Origin of the sequence: Nocardioides aequoreus, from assembly GCF_000720335.1 — a bacterium.
Taxonomy (GTDB): Bacteria; Actinomycetota; Actinomycetes; order Propionibacteriales; family Nocardioidaceae; genus Marmoricola; species Marmoricola aequoreus.
The window spans coordinates 1-21,705 of record NZ_JOJN01000019.1; the positions used below are offsets into that span (position 1 = coordinate 1).

General features: G+C 73.3%; 23 protein-coding genes and 2 pseudogenes. 10 read left to right on the forward strand and 15 right to left on the reverse strand.

Annotation, left to right across the window (positions count from 1 at the left end; all coding sequences use genetic code 11):
- Positions 1-716: 716 nt before the first annotated feature.
- Positions 717-1,028: a putative quinol monooxygenase gene (locus IG63_RS0119255; protein WP_003941073.1), complete on the reverse strand. Its 312-nt coding sequence runs from the start codon at positions 1,026-1,028 to the stop codon at positions 717-719.
- 108 nt (positions 1,029-1,136) lie between these two features.
- Between IG63_RS0119255 and IG63_RS0119260 the strand changes: the two genes are divergently transcribed.
- From IG63_RS0119260 to IG63_RS0119275, 4 genes are read left to right on the forward strand one after another with little or no spacing between them, the layout of a single operon-like run.
- Positions 1,137-2,078 carry a GlxA family transcriptional regulator gene (locus tag IG63_RS0119260; protein WP_030485970.1) on the forward strand — a complete coding sequence of 314 codons (942 nt, stop codon included), beginning with the start codon at positions 1,137-1,139 and terminating at the stop codon, positions 2,076-2,078.
- A gap of 9 nt (positions 2,079-2,087) precedes the next feature.
- Positions 2,088-2,276, forward strand: coding sequence for a hypothetical protein (locus IG63_RS22385; RefSeq protein WP_084597348.1), 189 nt, complete (start codon positions 2,088-2,090; stop codon positions 2,274-2,276).
- Positions 2,277-2,312: 36 nt separating this feature from the next.
- Positions 2,313-3,359: a 4-hydroxythreonine-4-phosphate dehydrogenase PdxA gene (gene pdxA, locus IG63_RS0119270; RefSeq protein ID WP_030485971.1), complete on the forward strand. Its 1,047-nt coding sequence runs from the start codon at positions 2,313-2,315 to the stop codon at positions 3,357-3,359.
- Position 3,360: 1 nt separating this feature from the next.
- Positions 3,361-4,149: a DeoR/GlpR family DNA-binding transcription regulator gene (locus IG63_RS0119275; protein WP_030485972.1), complete on the forward strand. Its 789-nt coding sequence runs from the start codon at positions 3,361-3,363 to the stop codon at positions 4,147-4,149.
- Positions 4,150-4,203: 54 nt separating this feature from the next.
- Here the strand turns inward: IG63_RS0119275 and IG63_RS0119280 are convergent, their stop codons facing one another.
- Complete coding sequence (locus IG63_RS0119280; RefSeq protein WP_169741835.1) at positions 4,204-4,704, reverse strand: SRPBCC domain-containing protein; 501 nt, start codon at positions 4,702-4,704, stop codon at positions 4,204-4,206.
- 225 nt (positions 4,705-4,929) lie between these two features.
- Between IG63_RS0119280 and IG63_RS24020 the strand changes: the two are divergent.
- The 3 genes and pseudogenes from IG63_RS24020 to IG63_RS0119290 form a co-directional block, all read left to right on the forward strand.
- A pseudogene (locus IG63_RS24020) lies at positions 4,930-5,259 on the forward strand (YciI family protein); the annotation flags it as partial.
- A 67-nt stretch (positions 5,260-5,326) separates the two neighbouring features.
- Positions 5,327-6,592 carry a DUF6596 domain-containing protein gene (locus tag IG63_RS23935; RefSeq protein WP_425411800.1) on the forward strand — a complete coding sequence of 422 codons (1,266 nt, stop codon included), beginning with the start codon at positions 5,327-5,329 and terminating at the stop codon, positions 6,590-6,592.
- Between the two features lie 11 nt (positions 6,593-6,603).
- A complete protein-coding gene (locus tag IG63_RS0119290) occupies positions 6,604-7,995 on the forward strand; it encodes a flavin-containing monooxygenase (RefSeq protein WP_051707270.1) in 1,392 nt (463 codons plus the stop codon).
- Here the strand turns inward: IG63_RS0119290 and IG63_RS0119295 are convergent.
- The 9 genes and pseudogenes from IG63_RS0119295 to paaA all read right to left on the reverse strand — a co-directional run bounded on the left by IG63_RS0119295 (position 7,985) and on the right by paaA (position 15,772).
- A complete protein-coding gene (locus IG63_RS0119295) occupies positions 7,985-9,583 on the reverse strand; it encodes an ABC transporter permease (RefSeq protein WP_030485975.1) in 1,599 nt (532 codons plus the stop codon). The two genes, IG63_RS0119290 and IG63_RS0119295, sit on opposite strands and share 11 nt — an antisense overlap.
- Entirely contained in the window at positions 9,580-10,470 is an 891-nt protein-coding gene (locus IG63_RS0119300) for an ABC transporter ATP-binding protein (protein WP_030485976.1), read from the reverse strand. Before IG63_RS0119300 ends, IG63_RS0119295 begins: the two co-directional genes overlap by 4 nt.
- A gap of 63 nt (positions 10,471-10,533) precedes the next feature.
- Positions 10,534-10,851: a hypothetical protein gene (locus tag IG63_RS23405; protein WP_051707273.1), complete on the reverse strand. Its 318-nt coding sequence runs from the start codon at positions 10,849-10,851 to the stop codon at positions 10,534-10,536.
- 512 nt (positions 10,852-11,363) lie between these two features.
- Positions 11,364-11,714: pseudogene (locus IG63_RS24025) on the reverse strand (FAD-dependent oxidoreductase); the annotation flags it as partial.
- 43 nt (positions 11,715-11,757) lie between these two features.
- The gene (paaE, locus tag IG63_RS0119310; RefSeq protein ID WP_030485977.1) at positions 11,758-12,849 is read right to left on the reverse strand and encodes a 1,2-phenylacetyl-CoA epoxidase subunit PaaE; all 1,092 of its coding nucleotides are present in this window, start codon (positions 12,847-12,849) and stop codon (positions 11,758-11,760) included.
- Between the two features lies 1 nt (position 12,850).
- Positions 12,851-13,390 carry a 1,2-phenylacetyl-CoA epoxidase subunit PaaD gene (gene paaD, locus IG63_RS0119315; RefSeq protein ID WP_425411801.1) on the reverse strand — a complete coding sequence of 180 codons (540 nt, stop codon included), beginning with the start codon at positions 13,388-13,390 and terminating at the stop codon, positions 12,851-12,853.
- Between the two features lie 53 nt (positions 13,391-13,443).
- Positions 13,444-14,397: a 1,2-phenylacetyl-CoA epoxidase subunit PaaC gene (gene paaC / locus IG63_RS0119320; protein ID WP_051707279.1), complete on the reverse strand. Its 954-nt coding sequence runs from the start codon at positions 14,395-14,397 to the stop codon at positions 13,444-13,446.
- A gap of 80 nt (positions 14,398-14,477) precedes the next feature.
- A complete protein-coding gene (gene paaB / locus IG63_RS0119325; protein ID WP_030485980.1) occupies positions 14,478-14,765 on the reverse strand; it encodes a 1,2-phenylacetyl-CoA epoxidase subunit PaaB in 288 nt (95 codons plus the stop codon).
- Complete coding sequence (gene paaA / locus IG63_RS0119330; RefSeq protein WP_051707280.1) at positions 14,762-15,772, reverse strand: 1,2-phenylacetyl-CoA epoxidase subunit PaaA; 1,011 nt, start codon at positions 15,770-15,772, stop codon at positions 14,762-14,764. The genes paaB and paaA overlap by 4 nt, the downstream gene beginning before the upstream one ends.
- A gap of 83 nt (positions 15,773-15,855) precedes the next feature.
- On the opposite strand from paaA, the gene IG63_RS0119335 reads away from it, so the two are divergent.
- The 3 genes from IG63_RS0119335 to IG63_RS0119345 are packed head-to-tail and all read left to right on the forward strand — an operon-like array spanning position 15,856 to position 17,282.
- Positions 15,856-16,173, forward strand: a complete 318-nt coding sequence (locus tag IG63_RS0119335; RefSeq protein ID WP_051707282.1) for an EthD family reductase — start codon at positions 15,856-15,858, stop codon at positions 16,171-16,173.
- 11 nt (positions 16,174-16,184) lie between these two features.
- Positions 16,185-16,682 carry a thioesterase family protein gene (locus tag IG63_RS0119340; protein ID WP_051707284.1) on the forward strand — a complete coding sequence of 166 codons (498 nt, stop codon included), beginning with the start codon at positions 16,185-16,187 and terminating at the stop codon, positions 16,680-16,682.
- Between the two features lie 9 nt (positions 16,683-16,691).
- Positions 16,692-17,282: a TOPRIM nucleotidyl transferase/hydrolase domain-containing protein gene (locus IG63_RS0119345; RefSeq protein ID WP_030485984.1), complete on the forward strand. Its 591-nt coding sequence runs from the start codon at positions 16,692-16,694 to the stop codon at positions 17,280-17,282.
- Positions 17,283-17,292: 10 nt separating this feature from the next.
- On the opposite strand, the gene IG63_RS0119350 is transcribed toward IG63_RS0119345, so the two are convergent.
- The 4 genes from IG63_RS0119350 to IG63_RS0119365 form a co-directional block, all read right to left on the reverse strand.
- Positions 17,293-18,066 carry an enoyl-CoA hydratase gene (locus tag IG63_RS0119350; protein WP_030485985.1) on the reverse strand — a complete coding sequence of 258 codons (774 nt, stop codon included), beginning with the start codon at positions 18,064-18,066 and terminating at the stop codon, positions 17,293-17,295.
- The gene (locus IG63_RS0119355) at positions 18,063-19,256 is read right to left on the reverse strand and encodes a CaiB/BaiF CoA transferase family protein (protein WP_030485986.1); all 1,194 of its coding nucleotides are present in this window, start codon (positions 19,254-19,256) and stop codon (positions 18,063-18,065) included. The genes IG63_RS0119350 and IG63_RS0119355 overlap by 4 nt, the downstream gene beginning before the upstream one ends.
- A gap of 35 nt (positions 19,257-19,291) precedes the next feature.
- Complete coding sequence (locus tag IG63_RS0119360; RefSeq protein WP_084597353.1) at positions 19,292-20,125, reverse strand: IclR family transcriptional regulator; 834 nt, start codon at positions 20,123-20,125, stop codon at positions 19,292-19,294.
- A gap of 85 nt (positions 20,126-20,210) precedes the next feature.
- Positions 20,211-21,593 (reverse strand): SLC13 family permease, encoded by a 1,383-nt coding sequence (locus tag IG63_RS0119365; RefSeq protein WP_030485988.1) that lies wholly within the window; start codon positions 21,591-21,593, stop codon positions 20,211-20,213.
- Between the last annotated feature and the right edge of the window lie 112 nt (positions 21,594-21,705).

Genomic DNA, 21,705 nt, shown 5'->3' on the forward strand with positions numbered 1-21,705 from the left:
GCGGATAGGGACGAGGCATGGCTCTCAGCCTTTCGTGAAGGCCGTCAGTTAGCCACCAAATCTGGAACCCAGGATGTAGGTCAGGTCAAGATGTCACCTATCCGTGCAGCAGACCCCTCCGTCGTCGGGAGACCTCGACGTCTATCTGCGGACCGACGCGCCCGGCCGACCTACACCGTCATCTGAGAAGACCCCTGAAACGTCTTCGACGACGACGGGACCGGCGAGGAGGAGGGCGCGGTGAGCTAAAGGAATGGAGCTTGCTCGGCTTCGACGCCACCGCAAGCTCCGGTGAAACGGTCGGTACTGGTCGGTCGTCGTCGGTCACCACCGGATGGCGGCGTCCCCCACGCTCGGCGTTTGCGCAGGTCAGCGGCTCGTTCGCCCAGTGGGCGCATCAAGCGATAGACGCAAAGCCGACGTGATTAGGTCGTCGGTTCGATTCCGACAGTCGGCTCCGGCGAACAGCCCCTGACCTGCGGAAACGCAGGGCAGGGGCGGTTCGGTTCTGGTGGTCGCGCGATGCGCTGGCCTCACGGCTCTGCCCGACACCGACGTCGCTCTCCTCTGCGACGGACCCCTCGCCGGCTGAGCGCTCGCGGCCGGCATCCTGTCCGTGTGCCGATAGGCCTCGCACCACTCGGCAACGCAGCGTGGCGTTGCGTCGCGACCTGGCGACGGCTCGGCGGGGCGCGATCGTCTCGTGCGTTGGCGGACTACGGGAGCTTGGACGCGAGGACGTCGGCCGCCAGGATCTCGGGTGCTGCGCCGAGGAGGTGCTGGTTGGCCATCAGGGCTGCGACGATGGCGCCGTTGGCGTGGGCGTCGCGAGCGGCCTCGTCGGGGAATGCATCGAAGATCCAGAAGGTGTCGGCGTGGGTCCTGACCGCGAACCAGACAATCGTTCCTACTTCTTCGTTGGCGAGCGCGACAGCGCCGGCGAGCAGATCGGCCAGCGCGTCGTGCTGTCCATCGGCCGCGACGATCTTGGCGACGAAGGCATACGGAAGTGATGCGGGTGTGGACATGAGGGGTTCTCCTAGGTGTCGAGGTTTCTTGGTGAAGCGAGTTCAGCGTATGACGAGCGAGGGCCGGTGGGGAGTGGCGTATACGGCAGTATTGCTATTGTTCGCGCCATGCGTATCGGACTCATCGCGATCGACGGCTGCTTCGGTTCGGCTGTCGCGTCGGTCATCGACATCGTGCGGGTGGCCGACGGAGCCCGCGGCGATGTCGACCCGCGGATCGACCCGATCGAACTCGCCATCCTCGGACCGAAACGGCGAGTGACCACGACGGCATCGATGACCCTGTCGGTGGACCACCCGCTGTCGGAGTCCGCAGAGTTCGACGTGGTCGTCGTCCCTGCGCTTGGAACCCTCACGGCCGCCGCTACCAACGACGCCCTCCAGAGCCGAGATGCTCGTTCGGTCATCGCCTCGCTCGGGCGCCTCGACGAGGCGACCACCCGGATCGCCGCGGCGTGCACCGGCGTGTTCGCTGTCGCCGAGACCGGACGGATGCATCATCGGCGGGCGACGACCAGCTGGTTCCTGGGGCCGGAGTTCCTGAAGCGCTATCCGACCGTCGCCCTCGATCTCGACACCATGGTCGTGGTCGACGGGAACCTCGTCACCGCCGGCGCCGCGTTCGCCCACATCGACCTCGCGCTCTCACTCGTGCGATCGATCAGCCCCGACCTGGCCCAACATGTCGCCAAGCTCCTCATCATCGACGAGCGCCCGTCGCAGGCGGCCTTCGTCGCCTACGAACATCTCCGGCACGAGGACCCGATCGTCGTCGAGTTCGACCGCTTCGTGCGCGCCCGCCTGGACGAACCGTTCAACGTCGCCTTCGTCGCGCAGTCGCTCGGCACCAGCCGGCGCACCCTCGAACGACGAGTCCGTGCGGCGCTCAACCTCACTCCGCTCGGCTTCGTCCAACGGCTTCGCATCGAACGAGCTCGGCACCTCTCTGCAACCACGGACCTCACCTCCGCCGAGATCGCGCTACGGGTCGGCTACGCGAACGCCGAGACTCTGCGCTCCCTCCTGCGTAGGGAGCGACGCCGTTCCTGACCTATCGCCATGCCTGTAGCCGGTGTCCTAGTGCTCGACTGGAACCACCTCTCAGCACGTCGCGTCGACGCCCCTGGACGACCCACTCGAAAGGGCGGCCTGGTCGGCGACGACGAGACCGCCGTCGCGTGCCTGGAGTTCCTGGAGCAGTCGGCCCAGGCCCGTCGCCGCCACGTCGCACCCGCCCGCACCCACTGATCCAGTCCTGCACCAGTCCAACCCGAGGAGACCACGATGAGCCGCACCACCCCCGTCCTCGCCCTGACCGTCGGCGACCCCGTCGGCATCGGCCCCGAGATCACCGTCCGCACGCTCGCGGAGTACGCCGGCACCGACGACCACCACGGCATCGCGGTCGGTGACACCGTCGCCGTGCGCCGTGCCGTGGCCGCCACCGGCCTCGACGTCGAGGTCCGCGAGGTGACCGGCTGGGACACGCCGGCCGCGGGCGAGGGGGTGATCGACGTGCTCGACATCGGCGTGCTCGGCGACAGCGAGCCCGCCTGGGGTCACGTCGACAAGCAGGCCGGCAGGGCCGCGGTCGTCGCCATCGAGACCGCGACCAGGGCGGCGATGGCCGGCGACGTCGACGGGGTCGTGACCGGGCCGATCAACAAGGAGGCGATCTGGGCCAGCGGCAGCGAGCACCTCGGCCACACCGAGATGCTCGGCGAGCTGACCGGCGTCACCAAGCAGGACACGATGTTCGTCGTCCGGTCGCGGCAGCAGCCCGACCACCACCTGCGGATCTTCTTCGCCACCCGCCACCTCTCGCTGCGCAAGGCGCTCGACCAGCTGACCCGCGACAGGCAGGTCGACTCGATCCGGCGCGCGCTGCAGGCGCTCGAGGTCTACGGCGTCGACTCGCCCACGCTCGCCGTCGCCGCGGTCAACCCGCACGGCGGGGAGAACGGCGCCTTCGGTCGCGAGGAGCTCGACGAGATCATCCCGGCCTGCGAGGAGCTGCGCGCCGAGGGACTGCCCGTGCACGGCCCGATCCCGGCCGACTCGGTCTTCCACCACGGCCTCGAGGGCCGCTTCGAGGGGGTGCTCTCGCAGTACCCCGACCAGGGCCACATCGCCGCGAAGACCTTCGACTTCGACGGCACCATCTCGGTCACCGTGGGCCTGCCGATCCTGCGCACCTCGGTCGACCACGGCACCGCCTTCGACATCGCGGGCACCGGGAAGGCCGACCACGGCACGATGCGCTCGGCGTACCTCGCGGCGGTCGACTACGCGCCCTTCGTGCCGCGGATGCGCAGCGCCTACGGTTCGTGACATGAGCGAGACGCCCACCCGTGCCCGCGCCGGCACCCGGGCGCGGCACGCCGCGCTCGTCCGGCTGGTGCGCGAGGGCGTCACGGCGGTCGAGGACCTCGCGGCCGAGACCGGGGTGTCGGTGTCGACCGTGCGGCGCGACCTCGCCCGGCTCGGTCGTGACGGCGAGGTCGCGCGCACCTACGGCGGCGCGATGGTGCCCTTCCACGAGCGGTCCGTCGGCGACAGCGCGCAGGTCTCCACCGACGCCAAGCGAGCCATCGCCCGGCTGGCCCGACCTCTCGTGCCGACCGGGGGGCGCGTCTTCCTCGACGCGGGGACGACCTGCGGGGCGCTCGCCCGGCTGATCGCCACCGACGCCGACCTCGGTCCGCTCACCGTGGTCACCCGCGGCCTCGAGACAGCCGTCGAGCTCGCGGACGTCGAGCACGTCGACCTCGAGCTCCTCGGCGGCCGGATGCGTCGGATGAGCCACGGGCTGGTCGGTCCGCTGGCCTCGCTGGCGCTGGAGCGGATGTCCTTCGACATCGCCTTCCTCGGCGCCGACGCCGTCGACCCCGCCCGTGGGGTCGGCGAGCCGACCCTGGAGGAGACGCTGCTGAAGGAGCAGGTCGCGGGCGCCGCCCGACGGACCGTCGTGCTCGCCGACGCCAGCAAGATCGGCGCCTCGGCCCCCTCCTGGACCCGGATGCCCAGCGCCTGGACGCTGGTCGTCGACGCCGCCGACGACGACGTCCGCGGCTGCTGCCGTGAGGCCTCCGTGGAGCTGCTCACGCCCACGTCGCGGTAGCAGCGAGGACGCCGGTGGCCCCTCCGTGGCGGCGCCGGCGTGCGCGGCGTGCGCTCAGGCGGGCGGCCCGATCATCGGGGCACCCGTCTCGAGGAGGGTCTTCAGCCCGGAGAGGATCGCGACCCACCCGAGCTCGAGCTGGCGGGCGGTCTCGCCCTCGGGGAGGCCCTCGTGCACGCAGGACAGGAAGATGACCCCCGGCATCGGCATGGGGGGCTCGACGATGCTGAAGGTCACCACCGAGGTGGGCAGCGCGGCGACGTCGGGTGCCCAGTGGCCCTCGAAGGTGGCCCGGAGCCTGCGGCCGGGCTGTGACTCGAGCACCTCGCCGGTGATCATGTCGCCCCCGCCGGCGGTGTAGGCGTAGCTCTCGCCGACGCTCAGGTCGCCGTAGTGCGCCTCGAAGCCCAGGTAGTAGGCCGGGGTGACGGCACCGTCGGTGAGCGCCCCCCACACCTGCTCGGGGGTGGCCCTGACGGCGAGCTGGACGGTCAGGGTGGTGGTCGGAGTGGTCGTCGGGGTGGTGACCTGCGTGGTGGTCTGCGTGGTGGTCATGTCGGACTCCTCGGTGCTGGTGGTGGTCGTGACCGGGGACCCGGTCTCGTCACGCAGACGTGGGACGGGCGGCCACTTCGACATCCACCGGCAGCTCTTCCGACGAAGCAGGGGCGCGAGGGATGCTCGATGTCGAAGCGGCGGGGTCGGGCACGTCTGCAGCACGACAGGAGACGCGGGGCCGCAGCCCGCGAGGCATGCGGCCCGGACGAGCAGGAGGTCATCATGCAGTTCCTCATCCTGGCCGCCGAGGACGAGTCGGCCTTCGAGGCGCGGGAGCACCCCGAGCGCAGCGCGGCGTACTGGAGCTCGTGGAGCGGCTACCTCGCGGCGCTGACCGAGGCCGGTGTCCTGCAGGGCGCCGGCGGGCTCCAGCCTCCGTGGACGGCGACCACGCTGCGTGTGCGTGACGGACGACGTCTCGTGCAGGACGGCCCGTACGCCGAGACCAAGGAGCAGCTGGGCGGCTACTTCGTCGTCGAGGTGCCCGACCTCGACACGGCCCTGGCCTGGGCGGAGCGCTGCCCCTCGGCGGAGTACGCCTCGGTCGAGGTGCGCCCGCTGGTGCCGCCGCCGCGTGGGTGCGAGCCGCGTGGAGCAGGCCGCGTCGGTCGCCCGCACCGTGGAGGAGGTCGCCCGCACGTCGTACGGGCGCCTGGTCGCCTACCTCGCCTCGGTCACGGGCGACCTGGCCGCCGCCGAGGACGCGCTGGGCGACGCCCTCGTGGCGGCGCTGCGGACCTGGCCCGAGCGCGGCGTCCCCTCCCGGCCCGAGTCGTGGCTGGTCACCGCCGCCCGCCGCAACCTCATCGACGCCGCGCGACGACGGGACACCGCGTCGCGCGCGCTGCCCGAGATCGCGCGGGTGATGGAGGAGCGCCTGGAGCGGGACCACCCCCCCGGGCACGGTGCCGGACGACCGGCTGCGGCTGATGTTCGCCTGCGCCCACCCAGCCGTGGCCGAGCAGGTGCGCAGCCCCCTGATCCTGCAGGCGGTCCTGGGGCTCGACGCCGCTCGCATCTCCGAGGCCTTCCTGGTCGCGCCCGCCACCATGGGTCAGCGGCTCGTGCGGGCCAAGGCCAAGATCAAGGATGCCGGGATCCCCTTCCGGGTGCCCGGCCCCGACGAGCTGCCGGCTCGGCTCGACGCGGTGCTCGACGCGGTCTACGCGAGTACGGCACGGGGTGGGACGACGCCGACGGCCTGGACCCGGGACGCGCCCACCTGGTCGAGGAGGCCGTGCGGCTGGCACGGCTGCTGGTCGAGCTGCTCCCGGGAGAGCCCGCATGCCGGGGACTGCTCGCCCTGCTGCTCCACTCCTCCCCCCGGTCGGAGGCCCGCCGGGCACCTGACGGCAGCTACGTGCCGCTGGCGTCACAGGATGTCACCGCGTGGTCGCGACCGCGGATCGAGGAGGCCGAGGAGCACCTCGCGGCCGCGCTGGCGCTCGGACCCCCGGAGCCCTACCAGCTCCAGGCCGCCATCCAGTCGGTGCACAACTTCCGCGCCGCCACGGGCCGGACCGACTGGGAGGCGGTCAGCCGGCTGTACGACGGGCTGGTGCGGCTCGCCCCGTCGGTGGGCGCGCTGGTCGCGCGCGCCGCCGCCCACCGGGAGGTCCGCGGCTCGGCCGTCGCGCTCGACCTGCTGCGCGAGCTGCCCGAGGGTGCGGTCGAGGGCTACCAGCCCTACTGGGTGCTGCGCGCCCACTGCGAGCGCGACCTGGGAGCGCCGACGGCCGCTGCGAGCGCCCGGACAGCACTCGACCTGACGGCATCGCCGACGGTCGCGACGTACCTGCGCGCCGAGCTCCTGCCCCACGACACCCGGCCGCCGCGCCGGGTCCTCGGTGTTTCCACTGAAGACGCCGACTCCGAGGAGGGCTAGCCTCCCTCGGCATGGGCGACCACCTGCTCGACGACGACCGCGCCCCACGGCGTACGGCGGAGGTCTGCGTGGTCGGGGCCGGGCCGGCGGGACTCGCGGCAGGCGTCGAGCTCACGCGGGCGGGCGTCGACTGGGTCGGCTTCGAGCAGCGCCCTGGTCCCGGTGGGGTGTGGTCGACCCACGACACCCCCGGCCTCACCCACGCCTGGCCGAGCCTGAGCCTCAACAGCCCGCGGGGCTGGTTCGAGCTGCGCGGCCACCCGATGCCGCGCTCCTACCCGGACTTCCCGACCGCGGCGCAGGTCGGCAGCTACTTCGACGGCGCGGTCGACCACTTCGGCATCCGCGACCGGATCCGCTTCGGCACCGCGGTCACCCGTGTCGTCCCGGCCGGCGACGGCTCCTGGCACGTCACGCTCGACTCCGGGGAGCGCCGACGCTTCGACGCCGTCGTCGTGGCCAACGGGCACCACGACGAGCCCCTGCTGCCCAACTTCCCCGGTCACTTCGAGGGCGGTCAGCGACACTCCCGCGACTACCGCACCAGGGAGCCGTACGCCGGCCGGCGGGTGCTCGTGGTGGGCTTCGGCAACAGCGGGAGCCAGATCGCCGTCGACGTCAGCCAGGTCGCGTCCGACACGGTGCTCGCGGTGCGGCGCGGTGGCTACGTGCTCCCCCAACGGGCGCGGGGGCTCCGCATCGACCGCGCGATGCCGGCGTGGCTCGGCTTCCTCGTCAACGCCTACCTGCCCCACGCCGTCGCCGGGCCGTTGCTCACCGCCTACTACCGCGCCGTGGTGGGCCCACCCACCCGCTCGGGACTGCCGCGGCCGGACCACCACTTCGGCGCGGCGCTCCCCACGGTGTCGGCCGCGCTGCCCGAGCTCGTCGCGCGAGGTCGCGTCAGGGTCCGTCCGCAGGTGGCGCGGTTGGCGGGCCACGTCGTCGAGTTCGTCGACGGCAGCCGCGAGGAGGTGGACGAGATCATCCACTGCACCGGCTTCCGCACCACCACGCCGTTCCTCGACCCGGAGGTCTTCTCGGCGGTGGACAACCGGGTGCCGCTGCACCGGCGGATCTTCCACCCCGACCACCCGTCGCTCTACTTCGTGGGTCTGCTGCAGGCGGTCGGGTGGGGCTTCCTCCCCCTCTTCGAGTCCCAGGCACGTCTGGTCACCGCCCACCTCACCGGTGCCTACGCCCTCCCGGACGCCGCCGCGATGCGCGCCTCGATCGCCCGCGAGGACGAGCGGATCCGTCGCCACTTCGTCGACTCGCCCCGCAACCGCTACCAGATGAACGGAGCGGTCTACCGCCACGAGTGCCGCGTCGAGCTGCGGCGCGGGGCCCGGCGCGCTCGGACCTCGCGGACCGGAGCCGGCAGGCGGTCGGTCACGACGTGACGACGTCACGCCTCCGGTAGCCCCACAGCCCCAGCAGCACCAGGGCCGCAGCCAGGGCGAGCTGGACGAGAGCGGGCCACGGGGCGAAGCCCTCCACCGGCAGCGCCGGGAGGTGCCAGAAGGGCGAGAGCGCGTCGATCCAGCCCGGCAGGCGGAGGACCTCGCCCAGCACGACCTGGACGAGGACGAAGGCCACCCCCGCCCAGGCCAGCCCCGACCAGCGCGGCACGAGGCCGCACACCGCGACGGCGAGCCCTGCGACGACGAGCACGGCGGGGAGGTAGCTGAGCTGGCCGGCGACCTGCGCCACCACCTGGTCCCACTCCCCCGTGCCGAGCCCGTAGCCGGCGGCGAGCCCGAGTCCCATCAGCGACGCGATCAGCAGCGCCCCGGCGGCGGACACCAGGACGGTGGCACCGAGCCAGGCCCACCGGGACACGGCGGTCGCCAGCACGACCTCGGCGCGGCCCGCCTCCTCGTCGGCGACCAGGCGGAGCACCGAGCCGACGGCGAACCCGGTCGAGATCACGGCCATGAGGACGAAGACGTAGCGCAGGAAGGCGTCGACGAGCGCCTGCTCGGCGTCGGGCGAGGCGCCGATGAAGCCGGCGATGTCGGGGTTGGAGGCGACCAGGTCCGGGATCGTGGGGACCAGCGCCCCGTAGAGAAGCCCCAGGGCGGCCAGACCGACGGCCCAGCCGAGCATCAGGCCGCGCTGCAGGCGCAGGACCAGCCCGACCGGGGTGCCGAGGCGGTGTACGGCGCGTGTCGGACCGGGGCGCGCCTGCAGCAGGCCGCCGCCGAAGTCGCGGTGGGCCGTGAGCCAGCCCGCCAGGCCGAGCAGCAGGGCGGTCAGCGCGAGCAGCAGCAGCGCGGGCCACCCCTGCTCGTCGCCGAAGGCGTCCATCCGCTGGGCCCACCCGAAGGGCGAGGCCCACACCAGGACGCTGTCCTGCATCGCACCGACGCCGCGCACGAGGTAGCCCGCGGCGACGGCAGCACCGGCGATGCCGAGGGCACCGCGCGCGGACGCCGAGAGCTGCGCCGCGACCAGACTCACCGCGGCGTAGCAGAGCCCCAGCAGGGCCAGCCCCACGCCGTACGTCGCGCTCCCCAGACCGTCGAGGCCGGCTGCCAGCATCGAGACCGTCGTGAGGAGACCGATCAGCACGACAGCGGCGACCGCGTGGAGCAGTGCGGCGAGCGTGGCTGCGTGCCGGCCGAGCACCGTCGAGCGCAGCATCTCGGCCCGCCCGCTCTCCTCCTCGGCCCGGGTGTGCCGGACGACGAGGAACATCACCATCAGGCAGACGCCCAGCTGGGCCACCTGCGAGATCTCGTTGGCCACGATGCCGCCGAGGGTGTCGATGGCGACCTGCCGTCCGGACATCAGGTAGCTCACCGGACTGGCGCCGACGGTGCGCGCGTAGCCCGCGACCTTCTCGGGCGTGTCGTAGATCGGGGGCACGGCGAGGGCGCTGAGGGCGATCAGGCCGCCGAGCCCGACCACCCAGAGCGGCAGCCGGACCCGGTCGCGCCGCAGGACGAGGCGGAGCTGGTGGACGGTGCCGGTGAAGGCGCTGCTCATGACGTCGACGCGTCGCCGTACTGCCGGAGGAAGAGCTCCTCCAGGGTCGGTGGGTGCGCCGTCAGCGACAGCACCCCGAGGTCGGCGAGCGCCCTGACGACGCCGTCGAGGTGGTCGGAGTCGACGTCGAAGCTGACCCGCCCGTCGACGACGCGAGGATCGTGGACACCCTCGACCTCGCCCAGCCGGTCGGGCGACGCGGCGGTTTCGGCGACCACCGTCGTCCTGGTCAGGTGGCGCAGCTCGGCCAGCGTGCCGCTCTGCACCACGCGCCCACCCCGGATGATGCTGATCCGGTCGGAGAGCGCCTCGGCCTCGGCCAGGATGTGGGAGCTGAGCAGCACCGTGGCCCCGCGACCCTTCAGCTCCTGCACGGCGCGCTGGAACTCCACCTCCATCAGCGGGTCGAGCCCGGAGGTCGGCTCGTCGAGCAGGTAGAGCTCCGCCCGGCTCGACAGCGCCGCGACGAGGGCGACCTTCTGCCGGTTGCCCTTGGAGTAGGTGCGCGCCCGCTTGCGCGGATCGAGCTCGAAGCGCTCGAGCATCTCCGCACGCAGCCGCTCGTCGAGCCCGCCGCGCATCCGCCCGAGCACGTCGATCACCTCGCCACCGGTCAGGTTGGGCCACAGGGCGACGTCGCCCGGCACGTAGGCGAGCCGGCGGTGCAGGTCGGCGGCGTCGCGCCACGGGTCGCCACCGAGCATCCGGGCGGTCCCGGAGTCGGACGCGAGCAGGCCGAGAAGGACCCGGATGGCGGTGGACTTGCCGGCGCCGTTGGGGCCGAGGAACCCGTGCACCTCGCCCTGCTCGACGGCGAGGTCGAGGCCGTCGAGCGCGCGGACGTGACCGAAGGTCTTGACGATGTCACGCAGCTCGATGACGGCCATCGACCCATCATGGCCCCGCGGCCGGCCCGCCTCCACCGTCGCGAAGCCCTCCTGCGGCGCCGGTCAGAGGCGGCCGCGCAGGATGCCGTGCCAGTAGAGCTGCGGCAGCACGTGACGGTCGAAGAGCCAGGTCGAGCGGCGCGGGCGGACGAGGTCGACGTACGGCACCGAGGGCTCCGGCGATCCGTCCGGCCCGAACTCCGCGAAGCACAGCCGGTCGCGCGAGACCGTGACCGGCGCCGCGGAGTAGCCCTCGTCCCGCTGCAGCTCACCACCCGCCCGCGCCGCGAGGAGGTTGGCCGCGAGCAGCGGCGCCTGCGCGCGCAGGGCGGCGCCCGAGTGCGCAGGTTGAGCGTGCTGGCGCAGTCGCCCAGCGCCCACACGTGGGGGTGGGCGCGGTGCCGCAGGGTGTGCGGGTCGTTGTCGACGAGGGTGCCGTCGCCCTGCAGTCCACTGGCGAGCACCAGGTCGTGCCCGCGGTACGGCGGCACCAGGTGCACGAAGGCGACCTCGAAGGCACGCTCCCCCACGACCAGGCGGCGGGCCGGCGCGTCGATCTCCAGGCGCGACTCGCCCGGCAGGACCTCGACCCCATAGTCGGCCAGCGCGTCGCCGACGTGCGGATCGAGCGTGCCGACCCCGGTCGGGTGCTGGGCGGTGACCAGCACGGGGCGCACGGCCCCCAGGACGCCGCGGCGGCGCCAGTGGTCGCACGCCATGAGCAGCGGCTTCAGGGCGGTCGGCCCGCAGGAGGTCGGGGGTGGCGGGAGCGTGAAGACGACGGTGCCGTGCTCGATCGAGCGCAGCCGCTCCCACGCGTACGCCGCCGACTCGTCGAGGTAGCTGGAGGCGGCGAGGCCGTCGTCGTACGCCGCCCGCGTCCCCGGCCAGGCGTCCCAGTCGGGCCGGGTGCCCACCGCGACCACCAGGTCCCGGTAGGTCAGCCCACCGCCGCCCGCGAGGCGCACGGCGCCGGCCGCGGCGTCGACCGCCACCGCCTCGTCGCGGCGCCAGGCGACACCGCGGGGCGTCACCCGCCGCTGCGGCCGCGTGACGGCTCCCGTCGGAGCCCGCCCCGCGGCGACGTACGACAGCAGCGGTCGGTAGCGGTGCTCCCCGCGCGGCTCGACCACGACGACGTCGTCGACACCCGCGCGGCGCAGGTGCGCCGCCACGGCGATCCCGGCGTTGCCGCCTCCCAGGACGACGACGTCGTGGTGGGCGGTCTCGCGCGAGGTGGGCACCGGTGGGGTGTGCCCGCCGGCCCCACCCGCATGCGCGGCGGCGTCAGGCGTCGAAGTCGATGCTCACCCGGTCGCCGCGCGGGTAGGACTGGCAGGTCAGCACGAAGCCGTCGGCCACCTCGGCGGCCTCGAGGGCGTAGTTGCGTCGCATCTCGACCTCGCCCTGGGTGACCTTGGCCCGGCAGGTGCCGCAGACGCCGCCCTTGCACGCGAAGGGGAGGTCGGCCCGCGTCGCCTGCGCGGAGTCGAGGACCGTGTGGTCCTGCGGCATGGCGGCGCTGGACGACAGCCCGTCGAGGACCACGGTCACGTCGGTGGTCGCGCCGGTGCCAGCGGGCGCGGCGCGGTGCAGGTCGGGTGGCGGCTCGTCGACGTGGAAGAGCTCGACATGCACACGCTCCGGCGGGACACCCAGCTCGGCGAGCACGGCGCGCGCGTCGCTGGTCATCGCGAAGGGTCCGCACAGCCAGACGTAGTCGAAGCGCTCGACCGGCAGCAGCGCCGCCAGGATGCGCCGGATCCGGTCGGCGTCGAGACGTCCGGAGAAGAGCTCGACGTCGCGCGGCTCGCGGGAGAGCACGTGCACCAGCTGCAGCCGCGGACCGTGGGCGTTCTTCAGGTCGCCGAGCTCCTCGGCGAACATCACCGACCGGCTGGTCCGGTTGCCGTAGACCAGCGCCACCTCCGCGTCGCCTCCGGCGAGCAGCGAGCTCGCGATGGAGAGCATCGGGGTGATCCCGGAGCCCGCGGCGAGGCAGAGGTGCCGCCCGCCGGCCGACGGGTCGGCGGTGAAGCGACCGCTGGGCACCTGGACGTCGACGAGGTCGCCGGGACGCACCTCGTGCACCAGCCAGCGCGAGAAGACGCCGTCGGGGATCTCGCGGACGCCGATGCGCGGCGCAGCGCCCGCCGGGGCGCAGATGGAGTAGGAGCGCCGCTCCTCCCGTCCGCCGACCGTGCGCCGCAGCGTCAGCGACTGGCCCGGCGCGAAGGCGTAGGCGTCGACCAGGTCGGCCGGCACGTCGAAGGTGACCGCCACCGCGTCGTCGCAGAGCCGCTCGACGTCGGCCACGGCCAGCGTGTGGAAGGCACCACGGGCCGAGCGGGTGCCGGTCGCGGTCGGGGCGGTCGTCACCTCAGATCTCCTTCACGTGCTCGAAGGGCTCCAGGCAGGACCTACAGCGGTAGATCGCCGTGCACGCCGTGGGGCCGAACTCGGAGACCAGCGCGACGTCGGCTGCCTCGCAGCGCGGGCAGCTGAGCCGACGCCGCGTGGGACCGAGGTCGAGGGCCACCGGTCCCCCGGCGGGCGCACGGGGCGCGGGCCCGGGAGCGGAGAGGCCGTGGTCGCGCAGCGCCCGGCGCCCCCGCTCGGTGATCCAGTCGCTCGACCAGGCGGGGCTGAGCGCGACCTCGACCCGAGCGGCGTACCCCGCGTCGCGCAGCCGGTGCACCAGGTCGTCGCGCATCGTGGCCAGGGCCGGGCAGCCGCTGTAGGTCGGCGTGATGGTGACGACGACCTGGCCGTCGTGCTCGCGGACACCGCGCAGAACGCCGAGGTCGGCGAGGGTCAGCATCGGCATCTCCGGATCTGGGACCGAGCTCGCGAGGTCCCAGATCCGGGCCTGTCCTGAGCCTGTCGAAGGGTCCGGGACCGAGCTCGCGAGGTCCCAGATCCGGGCCTGTCCCGAGCCTGTCGACGGTGACGAGGGTGCCGTGGCGGTCATGCTCACCACCTCCCCGTGGGATGGGCGCGGGCCACCACCTGCATCTCGGCGAGCATCCGGCTCAGCGCCTCGGTGTGCAGCCCGTGGCGGCCGGTGCGGCCACCCACGCCGGCCAGCGCGGCCACGTCGGGGCGGTCGACACCCCCGGCGGCGAGCACCTGACCGAGCACCGCGTCCACCTCGTCGCGCACCTCGCCCGGGTCGACACCGACGCCGGCCCGAGCCATCGCCCGCTCGGTCTCGTGCACCTGCAGCGGCTCCTCGCAGAGCGGCCAGAGCTCGGCCACGGCCGCGAGCAGGCGGCGCCGCGACTCCTCGGTGCCCTGCGCGAGGGTGACGAACCAGCGACCGGCGTAGTCGCGGTGGTAGGTCACCTCCTTGACGCCCTTGGCCGCGATCGCGGCGAGCACCGGGTCGCGGCTCCCGACGAGTCGGCCGAGCACGGCGAGGCGCACCGTCGCCAGGACCAGGAGTCGTACGACGGTGTGCGCGAAGTCACCGTTGGCGACCTCGGCCAGGCGCACGTTGCGCAGCTCTCCGGCGTCGCGGAAGAAGGCGAGCGCGTCCTCGGCGGGCACCGGCGAGCCCTCCGGCAGCGGGGGCACGACGCTCGGATCGGCCGCGGCCGCGCGGGCGAGCAGCAGCCGCGCCTGGCCGAGCAGGTCGAGGGCGATGTTGGCCAGCGCGATGTCGTCCTCGAGGTCGGGCGCGCGGCTGCACCACTCCGAGAGGCGGTGCGAGAGGACCAGCGCGTCGTCGCCCAGCATCAGGCAGTACGCCGCCAGCGCGCTGGCGTCGACGTCGTCGGGCACGGTGGTGTCGACGCCCGCCAGCGGGTCCTCGAAGGCGGTCCCGAAGGCCCATCGCGCGTCGTCACCGACGACGTCGTGGTGCTCGAGCAGGCCGTCGTAGACGCTGCCCTCGACGCGGCTCGGGTCGGGGGCGCTATGGCTCATCAGCCCGTCGGGAACGGGGTCCCCGACGGATTGTTCGTCGGAGGAGCGCAGCGGGGGAGGCGAAGAATCCGGTGGGGTGCTCATAGGTGGGGGACGTCGTCGGGGACGGAGTAGAAGGTCGGGTGCCGGTAGACCTTGTCGCCGGCGGGCGCGAAGAGCGGGTCCTTCTCGTCGGGGCTCGAGGCCGTGATGGCGTCGGCCCGGACCACCCAGATGCTCACGCCCTCGTTGCGGCGGGTGTAGACGTCGCGTGCGTGGTGCACGGCCATCTCGTCGTCGGCCGCGTGCAGCGAGCCGACGTGCACGTGGTTGAGCCCGCGCTTGCCGCGCACGAAGACCTCGTACAGCGGCCACTCACCGGCGCTCACCGGTCCGCTCCCGGGGTCTCGACAGGCTCGACCGACAGGGACGGCTCCCCGGACCGGCGCGCGGCGAAGGCGGTCGCGGCCTCGCGCACCCAGGCGCCGTCGTCGTGGGCCCGCTGCCGGTGGGCGAGGCGCTGGGCGTTGCAGGGGCCGTTGCCGCGGACCACCTGGGCGAGCTCCTCCCAGTCGGGCTGGCCGAAGTCGTGGTGACCGCGCTCCTCGTTCCACCGCAGGTCCGGGTCGGGCAGCGTGACGCCCAGGGCCTGCGCCTGCGGCACGGTCATGTCGACGAAGCGCTGCCGCAGCTCGTCGTTGGTGTTGCGCTTGATCCCCCACGCCATCGACTGCGCGGTGTTGGGCGACTCGGCGTCGGGCGGGCCGAACATCATCAGCGACGGCCACCAGAAGCGGTCGACCGACTCCTGCACCATCGCCCGCTGAGCCTCGGTGCCCGACCTCATCGTCATCAGCAGCTCGAAGCCCTGGCGCTGGTGGAAGGACTCCTCCTTGCAGATGCGCACCATCGCGCGGCCGTAGGGACCGTACGACGTGCGGCACAGCGGCACCTGGTTGCAGATCGCGGCGCCGTCGACGAGCCACCCGATGGTGCCGACGTCGGCGTAGGACAACGTGGGGTAGTTGAAGATCGAGGAGTACTTCTGCCGGCCCTCGAGCAGCCGGAGGGTGAGCTCCTCGCGGGAGACGCCGAGCGTCTCGCAGGCGGAGTAGAGGTAGAGCCCGTGGCCGGCCTCGTCCTGCACCTTGGCCAGCAGGATCGCCTTGCGGCGCAACGAGGGGGCGCGAGTGAGCCAGCTGCCCTCCGGCTGCATCCCGATGATCTCGGAGTGGGCGTGCTGCGCGACCTGGCGCACCAGCGTGGCCCGGTAGCGCTCCGGCATCCAGTCGCGGGGCTCGATCCGGTCGCTGCGCGCGAGCACCCGCTCGAACTGGGCGAGCAGCGCCGGGTCGGGGCCGGTGTCGGGACCGGCGTCGGTGTCCACTGCCGTCACGGGGGCCTCCTCGTCACCGGTTTACTGACCGCTCGGTCTGTAATACCTTGACACGAGCCCAGCCCCCCAGGCAAGGAGCCCGGATGCCCCTCATGCACCGCCTCACCGTGCAGTACTTCGAGCCCGCCGACAGCCCGGCCTTCGAGGCGGCCTACCGCGAGCGGCACCTGCCGCTGGTGCACGCGGTCCCCGGCGTACGTCGCGTCACGCTCTCGCGGCCTCGCGGCGACGAGGGCACGCCGTACCTGGTGGCCGAGCTGTGGTTCGACGACCTCGCCTCGATGCGCTCGGCGCTCGCCGGCCCCGAGATGGAGCGGGCCGCCGCCGACGCAGAGACCTACGACGTCGCCCGGCGGACGAGCCACACCGGCGCGGTCGAGGAGATCGCGGCGGGCCGGTAGCGTCACCTCCCGTGACTGTCACCCGACCCACCTACGACCAGCTGGTGGGGCTCCCCGCCTACACCGAACAGCCCGTACCGGTGCCCTTCGAGGACGCCAACGGCCACCTCAACGTCCGGCACTACACCGGCATCGCGAGCGAGGGCCTCGACGAGTCGCTCGCCGAGGTGGGGATCCCCCAGAACTGGCCGCTCCAGGGCCACGCCTGCTTCTCCGCCGAGCACCACCTCACCTACCTCGCCGAGCTGCGCACCGGGGCCCGGATGTCGTCGCGGGTCCGGCTGCTGGGCCGCTCGGAGCGTGCGGCCCACGCGCTGGTCTACCTGCTCGACGACTCCCACCAGCGGCTCAGCTTCGTGATGGAGGAGATCTTCCTCCACATCGACCTGGAGACCCGGCGCACGGCCCCGTGGCCCGACGACGTCGCCGCCGCGCTCGACCAGCAGATCGCGGCGCAGGCCGGACTCCCGTGGGAGCCCGACGTCTCGGGGTCGCTCGCGCTGCGCTGAGACCACGCCGTGACCGGCCAGGCCGCTGCCGATCCGGACGCCCGCCTCGCCGTGCTGGTCGAGGGCGAGAGCGACCGGATCGCCGTCGAGGTGCTGGCACGTCGCCGCGGCCTCGACCTCGCCTCCGACGGCGTACGGGTGCTCGCGATGGGTGGCATCACCAACGTGCGCGCCTTCGCGCTGCGCCTCGGTCCGCGAGGCGACGGCCTGCCGCTCGCCGGGCTGTACGACGCCCCCGAGGCAGCCGTCGTACGGCGCGGGCTCGCGGCCGCCGGCGTCACGGCGCCCGGGGCGACCGACCTGGCCGCCCACGGGTTCTTCGCGTGCGTGGCCGACCTGGAGGCGGAGCTGATCCGCGCGCTCGGTGTCGACCGGGTCGAGGCCGTGGTCGAGGCCGAGGGAGACGGCCGGTCGCTGCGGCTGCTCGCCGGCATGCCGGCGCAGCAGGGCTGGTCGCGCGAGCGCGTGCTGCACCGCTTCCTCGGCGCCGGGTCCGGCCGCAAGGCCCGCTACGCCGAGTTGCTCGTGACCGCCCTCGCGCCGGGCGAGGAGCCCCCTCCGCTGGCCGCGTTGCTCAGCCGTGCGAGCCGGGACGGGTAGGACCCACGGCTCAGTGCCCGCGCCACTCCCCCGGCCCACGACGCGGGAAGTCCGCGACCGCGCGGTGGAAGTCGTCGCTGCCGAAGGCGCGCGCGACCACGTCGTGGTCGTCGACCAGCAGCTGCCGCCGCATCCGCCGGTTGAGCTGCTTGGTGGCCCAGAGGGTCAGCGGCGCGTGCGCGAGCAGCGTGGCGGTCGTGTCGGCCACGAGGCCGTCGAGCTCGTCCTCCTCGCAGACCTCGTTGACGAAGCCGGCCGCGAGCGCGCCGTCGGCGTCGAGCATCCGGGCGCGCAGCAGCACGTCGTTGGTGCGGGCCAGCCCCAGGTGGAGCAGCAGGAAGGACTGGCTGTTGGCCGAGAGGCAGTTGCCGAGCGTGGCGGCGATGGGCGCGCCGAAGCGTGCCGAGCGGGTCGCGAGGCGCAGGTCGCAGGCGGCGGCCAGCACCAGCCCGCCGCCGACGCAGTAGCCGCGCACCGCCGCCACGGTCGGGACCTGCACCGCCTCGAGCCGGTCGACCACGTCGGCGATGCGGGCCTCGTAGTCGAGCCCGTCCTGCCCGGTGGCGAAGTCGGCGAACTGGCGGATGTCGGTGCCCGCCGCGAAGGCACGGTCGCCGGCGCCGGTGATCACCAGCGCCCGCAGGTCGGGGTCGGCGTCGACGCGCTCGCAGGCCTCACGGAGGCCGTCGTACATCGCCCAGGTGAGCGCGTTGCGCGCCTCCGGGCGGTTGAGGGTCACGGTCAGCACGCCGTCGGCGACGTCGAGCAGCAGCTCCTCGGTCATCGGGCCACCCCCGCGGCGAGCAGCTCCGCTGCACGCTCCTCGCCCAGCAGCTCGGCGAGCACCTCGAGGCTGTCGCCCCCGAGCCGGGGCCCCGCCGTACGCCGCTGGGCGGCCGCCTCGGCGAAGCGCAGCGGGGAGCCGATCTGCCGCACGGGCGTGCCGTCGGCGTCGGGGGCGTCCCAGAAGAAGTCGCGCGCCGCCAGGTGCGGGTCGTCGAAGACCTGGTCGTAGGTCGAGAGCGGCGCGCACGGCACTCCGTGGGCGGTCCAGGCGGCGACGAGGTCGTCGGTGGTGCGGGTGCGCGTCGTCCGCTCGATCTCGGCCAGCAGCTGCTCGCGGCGCTGGTACCGCTGCGCGACGGAGGCGTAGCCGGGGTCCGCGAGCAGGTCGGGGCGCTCGAGCGCCGCGCAGAAGCCCTCCCAGGTCTTGGGGGTGTTGGCGCCGACGGTCACGTGCCCGTCGCTGGTCACCACGGCCTGGTAGGGCGCCTGGCTCTGGTGCGCGGTGCCCTGCGGCGAGCCGACCTCGCCGGTCGCGAAGTACCTGCCCGCCTCCCAGACCGCCAGCGAGACGCCGGCCTCGAGCAGCGAGACGTCGAGCTGGTCGCCCTCGCCCGTGACGTCGCGGCGACGCAGCGCGGCCACGATGCCGAGGGCGGCGTAGAGGCCCGCGACCAGGTCGCACACGGGCACGCCGACCTTGGCCGGGCCGGTCTCGGGGTGACCGGTGATGCTCATCAGCCCCGCGCGCGCCTGCGCCATGATGTCGAGGCCGGGCTGGTCGGCCAGCGGGCCGTCCTGGCCCCAGCCGGAGACCGAGGCGTGCACGAGGCGGGGGTGCCGGGCGCGCAGCTCCTCGGGACCCAGGCCGAGCCGGCGCAGCGCGCCCGGCCGGAGGTTCTCGACGAGCACGTCGGCACTGTCGACCAGTGCGAGGAAGGCCTCGCGCCCCTCCGGCTGCTTCAGGTCGAGCACGACCGAGCGCTTGTTGCGGTTGAGGCGCAGGAAGGCCGAGCCCTCGCCGGAGACGAAGGGGCCGGTGGCGCGTGCCGGGTCGCCGGTGCCCGGCGCCTCCACCTTGACGACGTCGGCGCCCATGTCGGCCAGGTGCATCGCGGCGAAGGGCGCGGCCATGAAGACGCCCACCTCCACCACGCGGACGCCCTGGAGCGCTCCTGCGTCGGACTTCACGTGCACGGGTCCTCCCGATCGGTGTGGCGGTCAGGTCAGGTCAGGTCGTGGGCGAGCGTCCGGGCGGCCTCGTCGAGCAGGGGCACGGCGCGCTCCACCAGGTCGTCGGTCATGCGCGGCGCCGGCCCGGAGACCGAGATCGCGAGCCGCACCGTGGGGTGCGGCACCACCACGGCCACGCAGCGGACCCCGACCTCCTGCTCCCCCTCGTCGAGGGCGAAGCCGCGCTCGCGGACAGCGGCCAGCTCGGTGAGGTAGTCGTCGGGCTCGACGATGGTGCGGTCGGTGTGCCGGGTCATCTCGATGCGGCCGAGCAGCGCCCGCGCCTCGGCGTCGCTCACCTGGGCGAGCAGGGACTTGCCGACGGCGGTGCAGTGCGGCGAGACCCGCCGCCCGACCTCGGTGAACATCCGCATCGAGTGGCGGCCGGGCACCTGGGCGACGTAGGCGATGTCGTCACCCTCCAGCACCGCCAGGTTGCTGGTCTCGCCGAGGGCCTCGACGAGCGAGCGCAGGTGCGGGAGCGCCACGGAGCTGAGCACCGTGGAGGTGCTGTCGGCGAGCAACAGCAGGCGCGGACCGAGCGCGTAGCGCCGCGACGGCTCCTGCCGCAGGTAGCCGAGGTCGACCAGGGTGCGCACGACGCGGTGGATGGTGGGCAGCGGCAGCCCGCTCTGGGCGGCGACCTCCGAGAGCCCCATCACGCCCTGGTTGGCCGCGAAGATCTCGAGCAGCCGGAAGGCCCGGACCACCGACTGCACGCCGTTGGCGCCACGCACCGACCCGCTCGGCTCCGCCTGCTCGGCCTGCTCGGCCTGCGCGGCCTGCGCGTCGGGCACGCCGCCGGGCCCGTTGCCGTCCTGCACCATGCCGACACCTCCCCTCCCCTGGCTGTCCGGCGATCCTAGGGCGCGGGCAGGACGGGACTGCCCGGCCCCAGGACCGAGGCGGGGCTCAGCCCCAGCCGGGCAGGACGAAGATCGCCCAGGTGACGATGGGGGCGATCAGGACCATCGAGAAGCCCCAGACCATCAGCTGCTTGAAGACCTGGTCGCGCTGCTCCTCCGGGGAGTTGGCCACAACGAGCGCGCCGCTGGTGGAGAAGGGGCTGGAGTCGACCACCGAGGAGGAGATCGCCAGCGCGATGATCAGCCCGATCGGGCCGATCTCGCCCGCCATGAGGAAGGGCACGGCCAGCGGGATGAGGGCTCCCAGGATGCCGGTGGTGGAGGCGAAGGCCGACACCACGGCACCGATGTAGCAGATCAGGATCGCGGCCAGGAGCGGCGCCCCGATGCCGGCGACGCCCTCACCGAGCCAGTCGATCGTGCCGATGTTCTCCATCAGCGAGACGTAGGTGACGATGCCGCAGATCAGCAGCACGGTCGGCCACGCGATCGCGCTCACGGCGCCCTTGCTGATGCTCGGGGAGAAGAGCGAGAGCACCACGGCGACGGTGATCGCGGTGAAGCCCACGTCCTGCTCGAAGAAGAGCACCGCGATCGCGAGGCCGGCGATGCCGACCAGGGTGAGGATCCGGTTGCGGTCGAGCGTGGTCGTGGGCGCACCGGAGGTGCCGCCCGTGACCGTGGTCGTCTGGACCGAGGTGGTGCTGGCGCGCGTGGTCCGGGTGCCGGCGCCGCCCGTGCCGCCCGCGTTGCCCGGTCCGCCCGCCGGCGTGCCGCCGTCGGCACGGGAGTCGGAGACCTCGCCGTCGCCCAGGTCGCGCTTGCCGATGAGGTCGCGACCGCCGAAGAGGTAGAAGACCACCAGGCCGAGCATGATGTTGAAGATCATCGAGGACAGGAAGAGCAGCAGCGGGCTGCCGGGGATGTCGTTGCGGGCCACGACACCGTTGGTGATCGAGCCGAAGATGCTCAGCGGGGAGAAGCCGCCGGCGCTGGCGCCGTTGATCACCATCAGGCCCATGAGCAGCGGGCGGATCTCGTAGCGCTTGGCGAAGCCCATGCCCATCGGCGCGATGATCGCGACCGCGGCGGGCACGACGGCGCCCACCGAGGTGAGCAGGCCGGTGACGGCGAACATCACCCAGGGGATCAGGGCCACCCGGCCACCGACGCCCCGCACCGCCTGCTCCACCAGCCAGTCGACGGTGCCGTTGTCCTTCGCCAGCGCGAAGAGGTAGGTGACGCCGACCAGGATCATGAAGAGGTCGGCGGGGAAGCCTCCGAGGACCCAGTCGACGTCCTCCCCCACGACCTGGGTGCCCACGAGGAACGCGGCGACCAGCGCCAGCGCTCCCATGTGGACCGGCAGCACGGTGGCGATCAGGAAGACCGCCACCAGTACAAGGATCGAGATGAGTTCCACGGACACGGGTCTGCTCCTGGGTCGGGTCGCTCTGGCCGAGAGGCGCCTTCCGCGATGCGGAAGACGACTTCCATCTCGGAGCACGGTGCCTTGTGATGTACGTCTCGTCAAGCCTCTG

Bases quoted from the DNA above. Each gene is read 5' to 3' on its own strand.
- IG63_RS0119255 (WP_003941073.1), bottom strand. From the start codon at position 1,028: ATGTCCACACCCGCATCACTTCCGTATGCCTTCGTCGCCAAGATCGTC.
- IG63_RS0119260 (WP_030485970.1), top strand. From the start codon at position 1,137: ATGCGTATCGGACTCATCGCGATCGACGGCTGCTTCGGTTCGGCTGTC.
- IG63_RS22385 (WP_084597348.1), top strand. From the start codon at position 2,088: ATGCCTGTAGCCGGTGTCCTAGTGCTCGACTGGAACCACCTCTCAGCA.
- pdxA (WP_030485971.1), top strand. From the start codon at position 2,313: ATGAGCCGCACCACCCCCGTCCTCGCCCTGACCGTCGGCGACCCCGTC.
- IG63_RS0119275 (WP_030485972.1), top strand. From the start codon at position 3,361: ATGAGCGAGACGCCCACCCGTGCCCGCGCCGGCACCCGGGCGCGGCAC.
- IG63_RS0119280 (WP_169741835.1), bottom strand. From the start codon at position 4,704: ATGACCACCACGCAGACCACCACGCAGGTCACCACCCCGACGACCACT.
- IG63_RS0119290 (WP_051707270.1), top strand. From the start codon at position 6,604: ATGGGCGACCACCTGCTCGACGACGACCGCGCCCCACGGCGTACGGCG.
- IG63_RS0119295 (WP_030485975.1), bottom strand. From the start codon at position 9,583: ATGAGCAGCGCCTTCACCGGCACCGTCCACCAGCTCCGCCTCGTCCTG.
- IG63_RS0119300 (WP_030485976.1), bottom strand. From the start codon at position 10,470: ATGGCCGTCATCGAGCTGCGTGACATCGTCAAGACCTTCGGTCACGTC.
- paaC (WP_051707279.1), bottom strand. From the start codon at position 14,397: ATGAGCCATAGCGCCCCCGACCCGAGCCGCGTCGAGGGCAGCGTCTAC.
- IG63_RS0119335 (WP_051707282.1), top strand. From the start codon at position 15,856: ATGCCCCTCATGCACCGCCTCACCGTGCAGTACTTCGAGCCCGCCGAC.
- IG63_RS0119350 (WP_030485985.1), bottom strand. From the start codon at position 18,066: ATGACCGAGGAGCTGCTGCTCGACGTCGCCGACGGCGTGCTGACCGTG.
- IG63_RS0119360 (WP_084597353.1), bottom strand. From the start codon at position 20,125: ATGGTGCAGGACGGCAACGGGCCCGGCGGCGTGCCCGACGCGCAGGCC.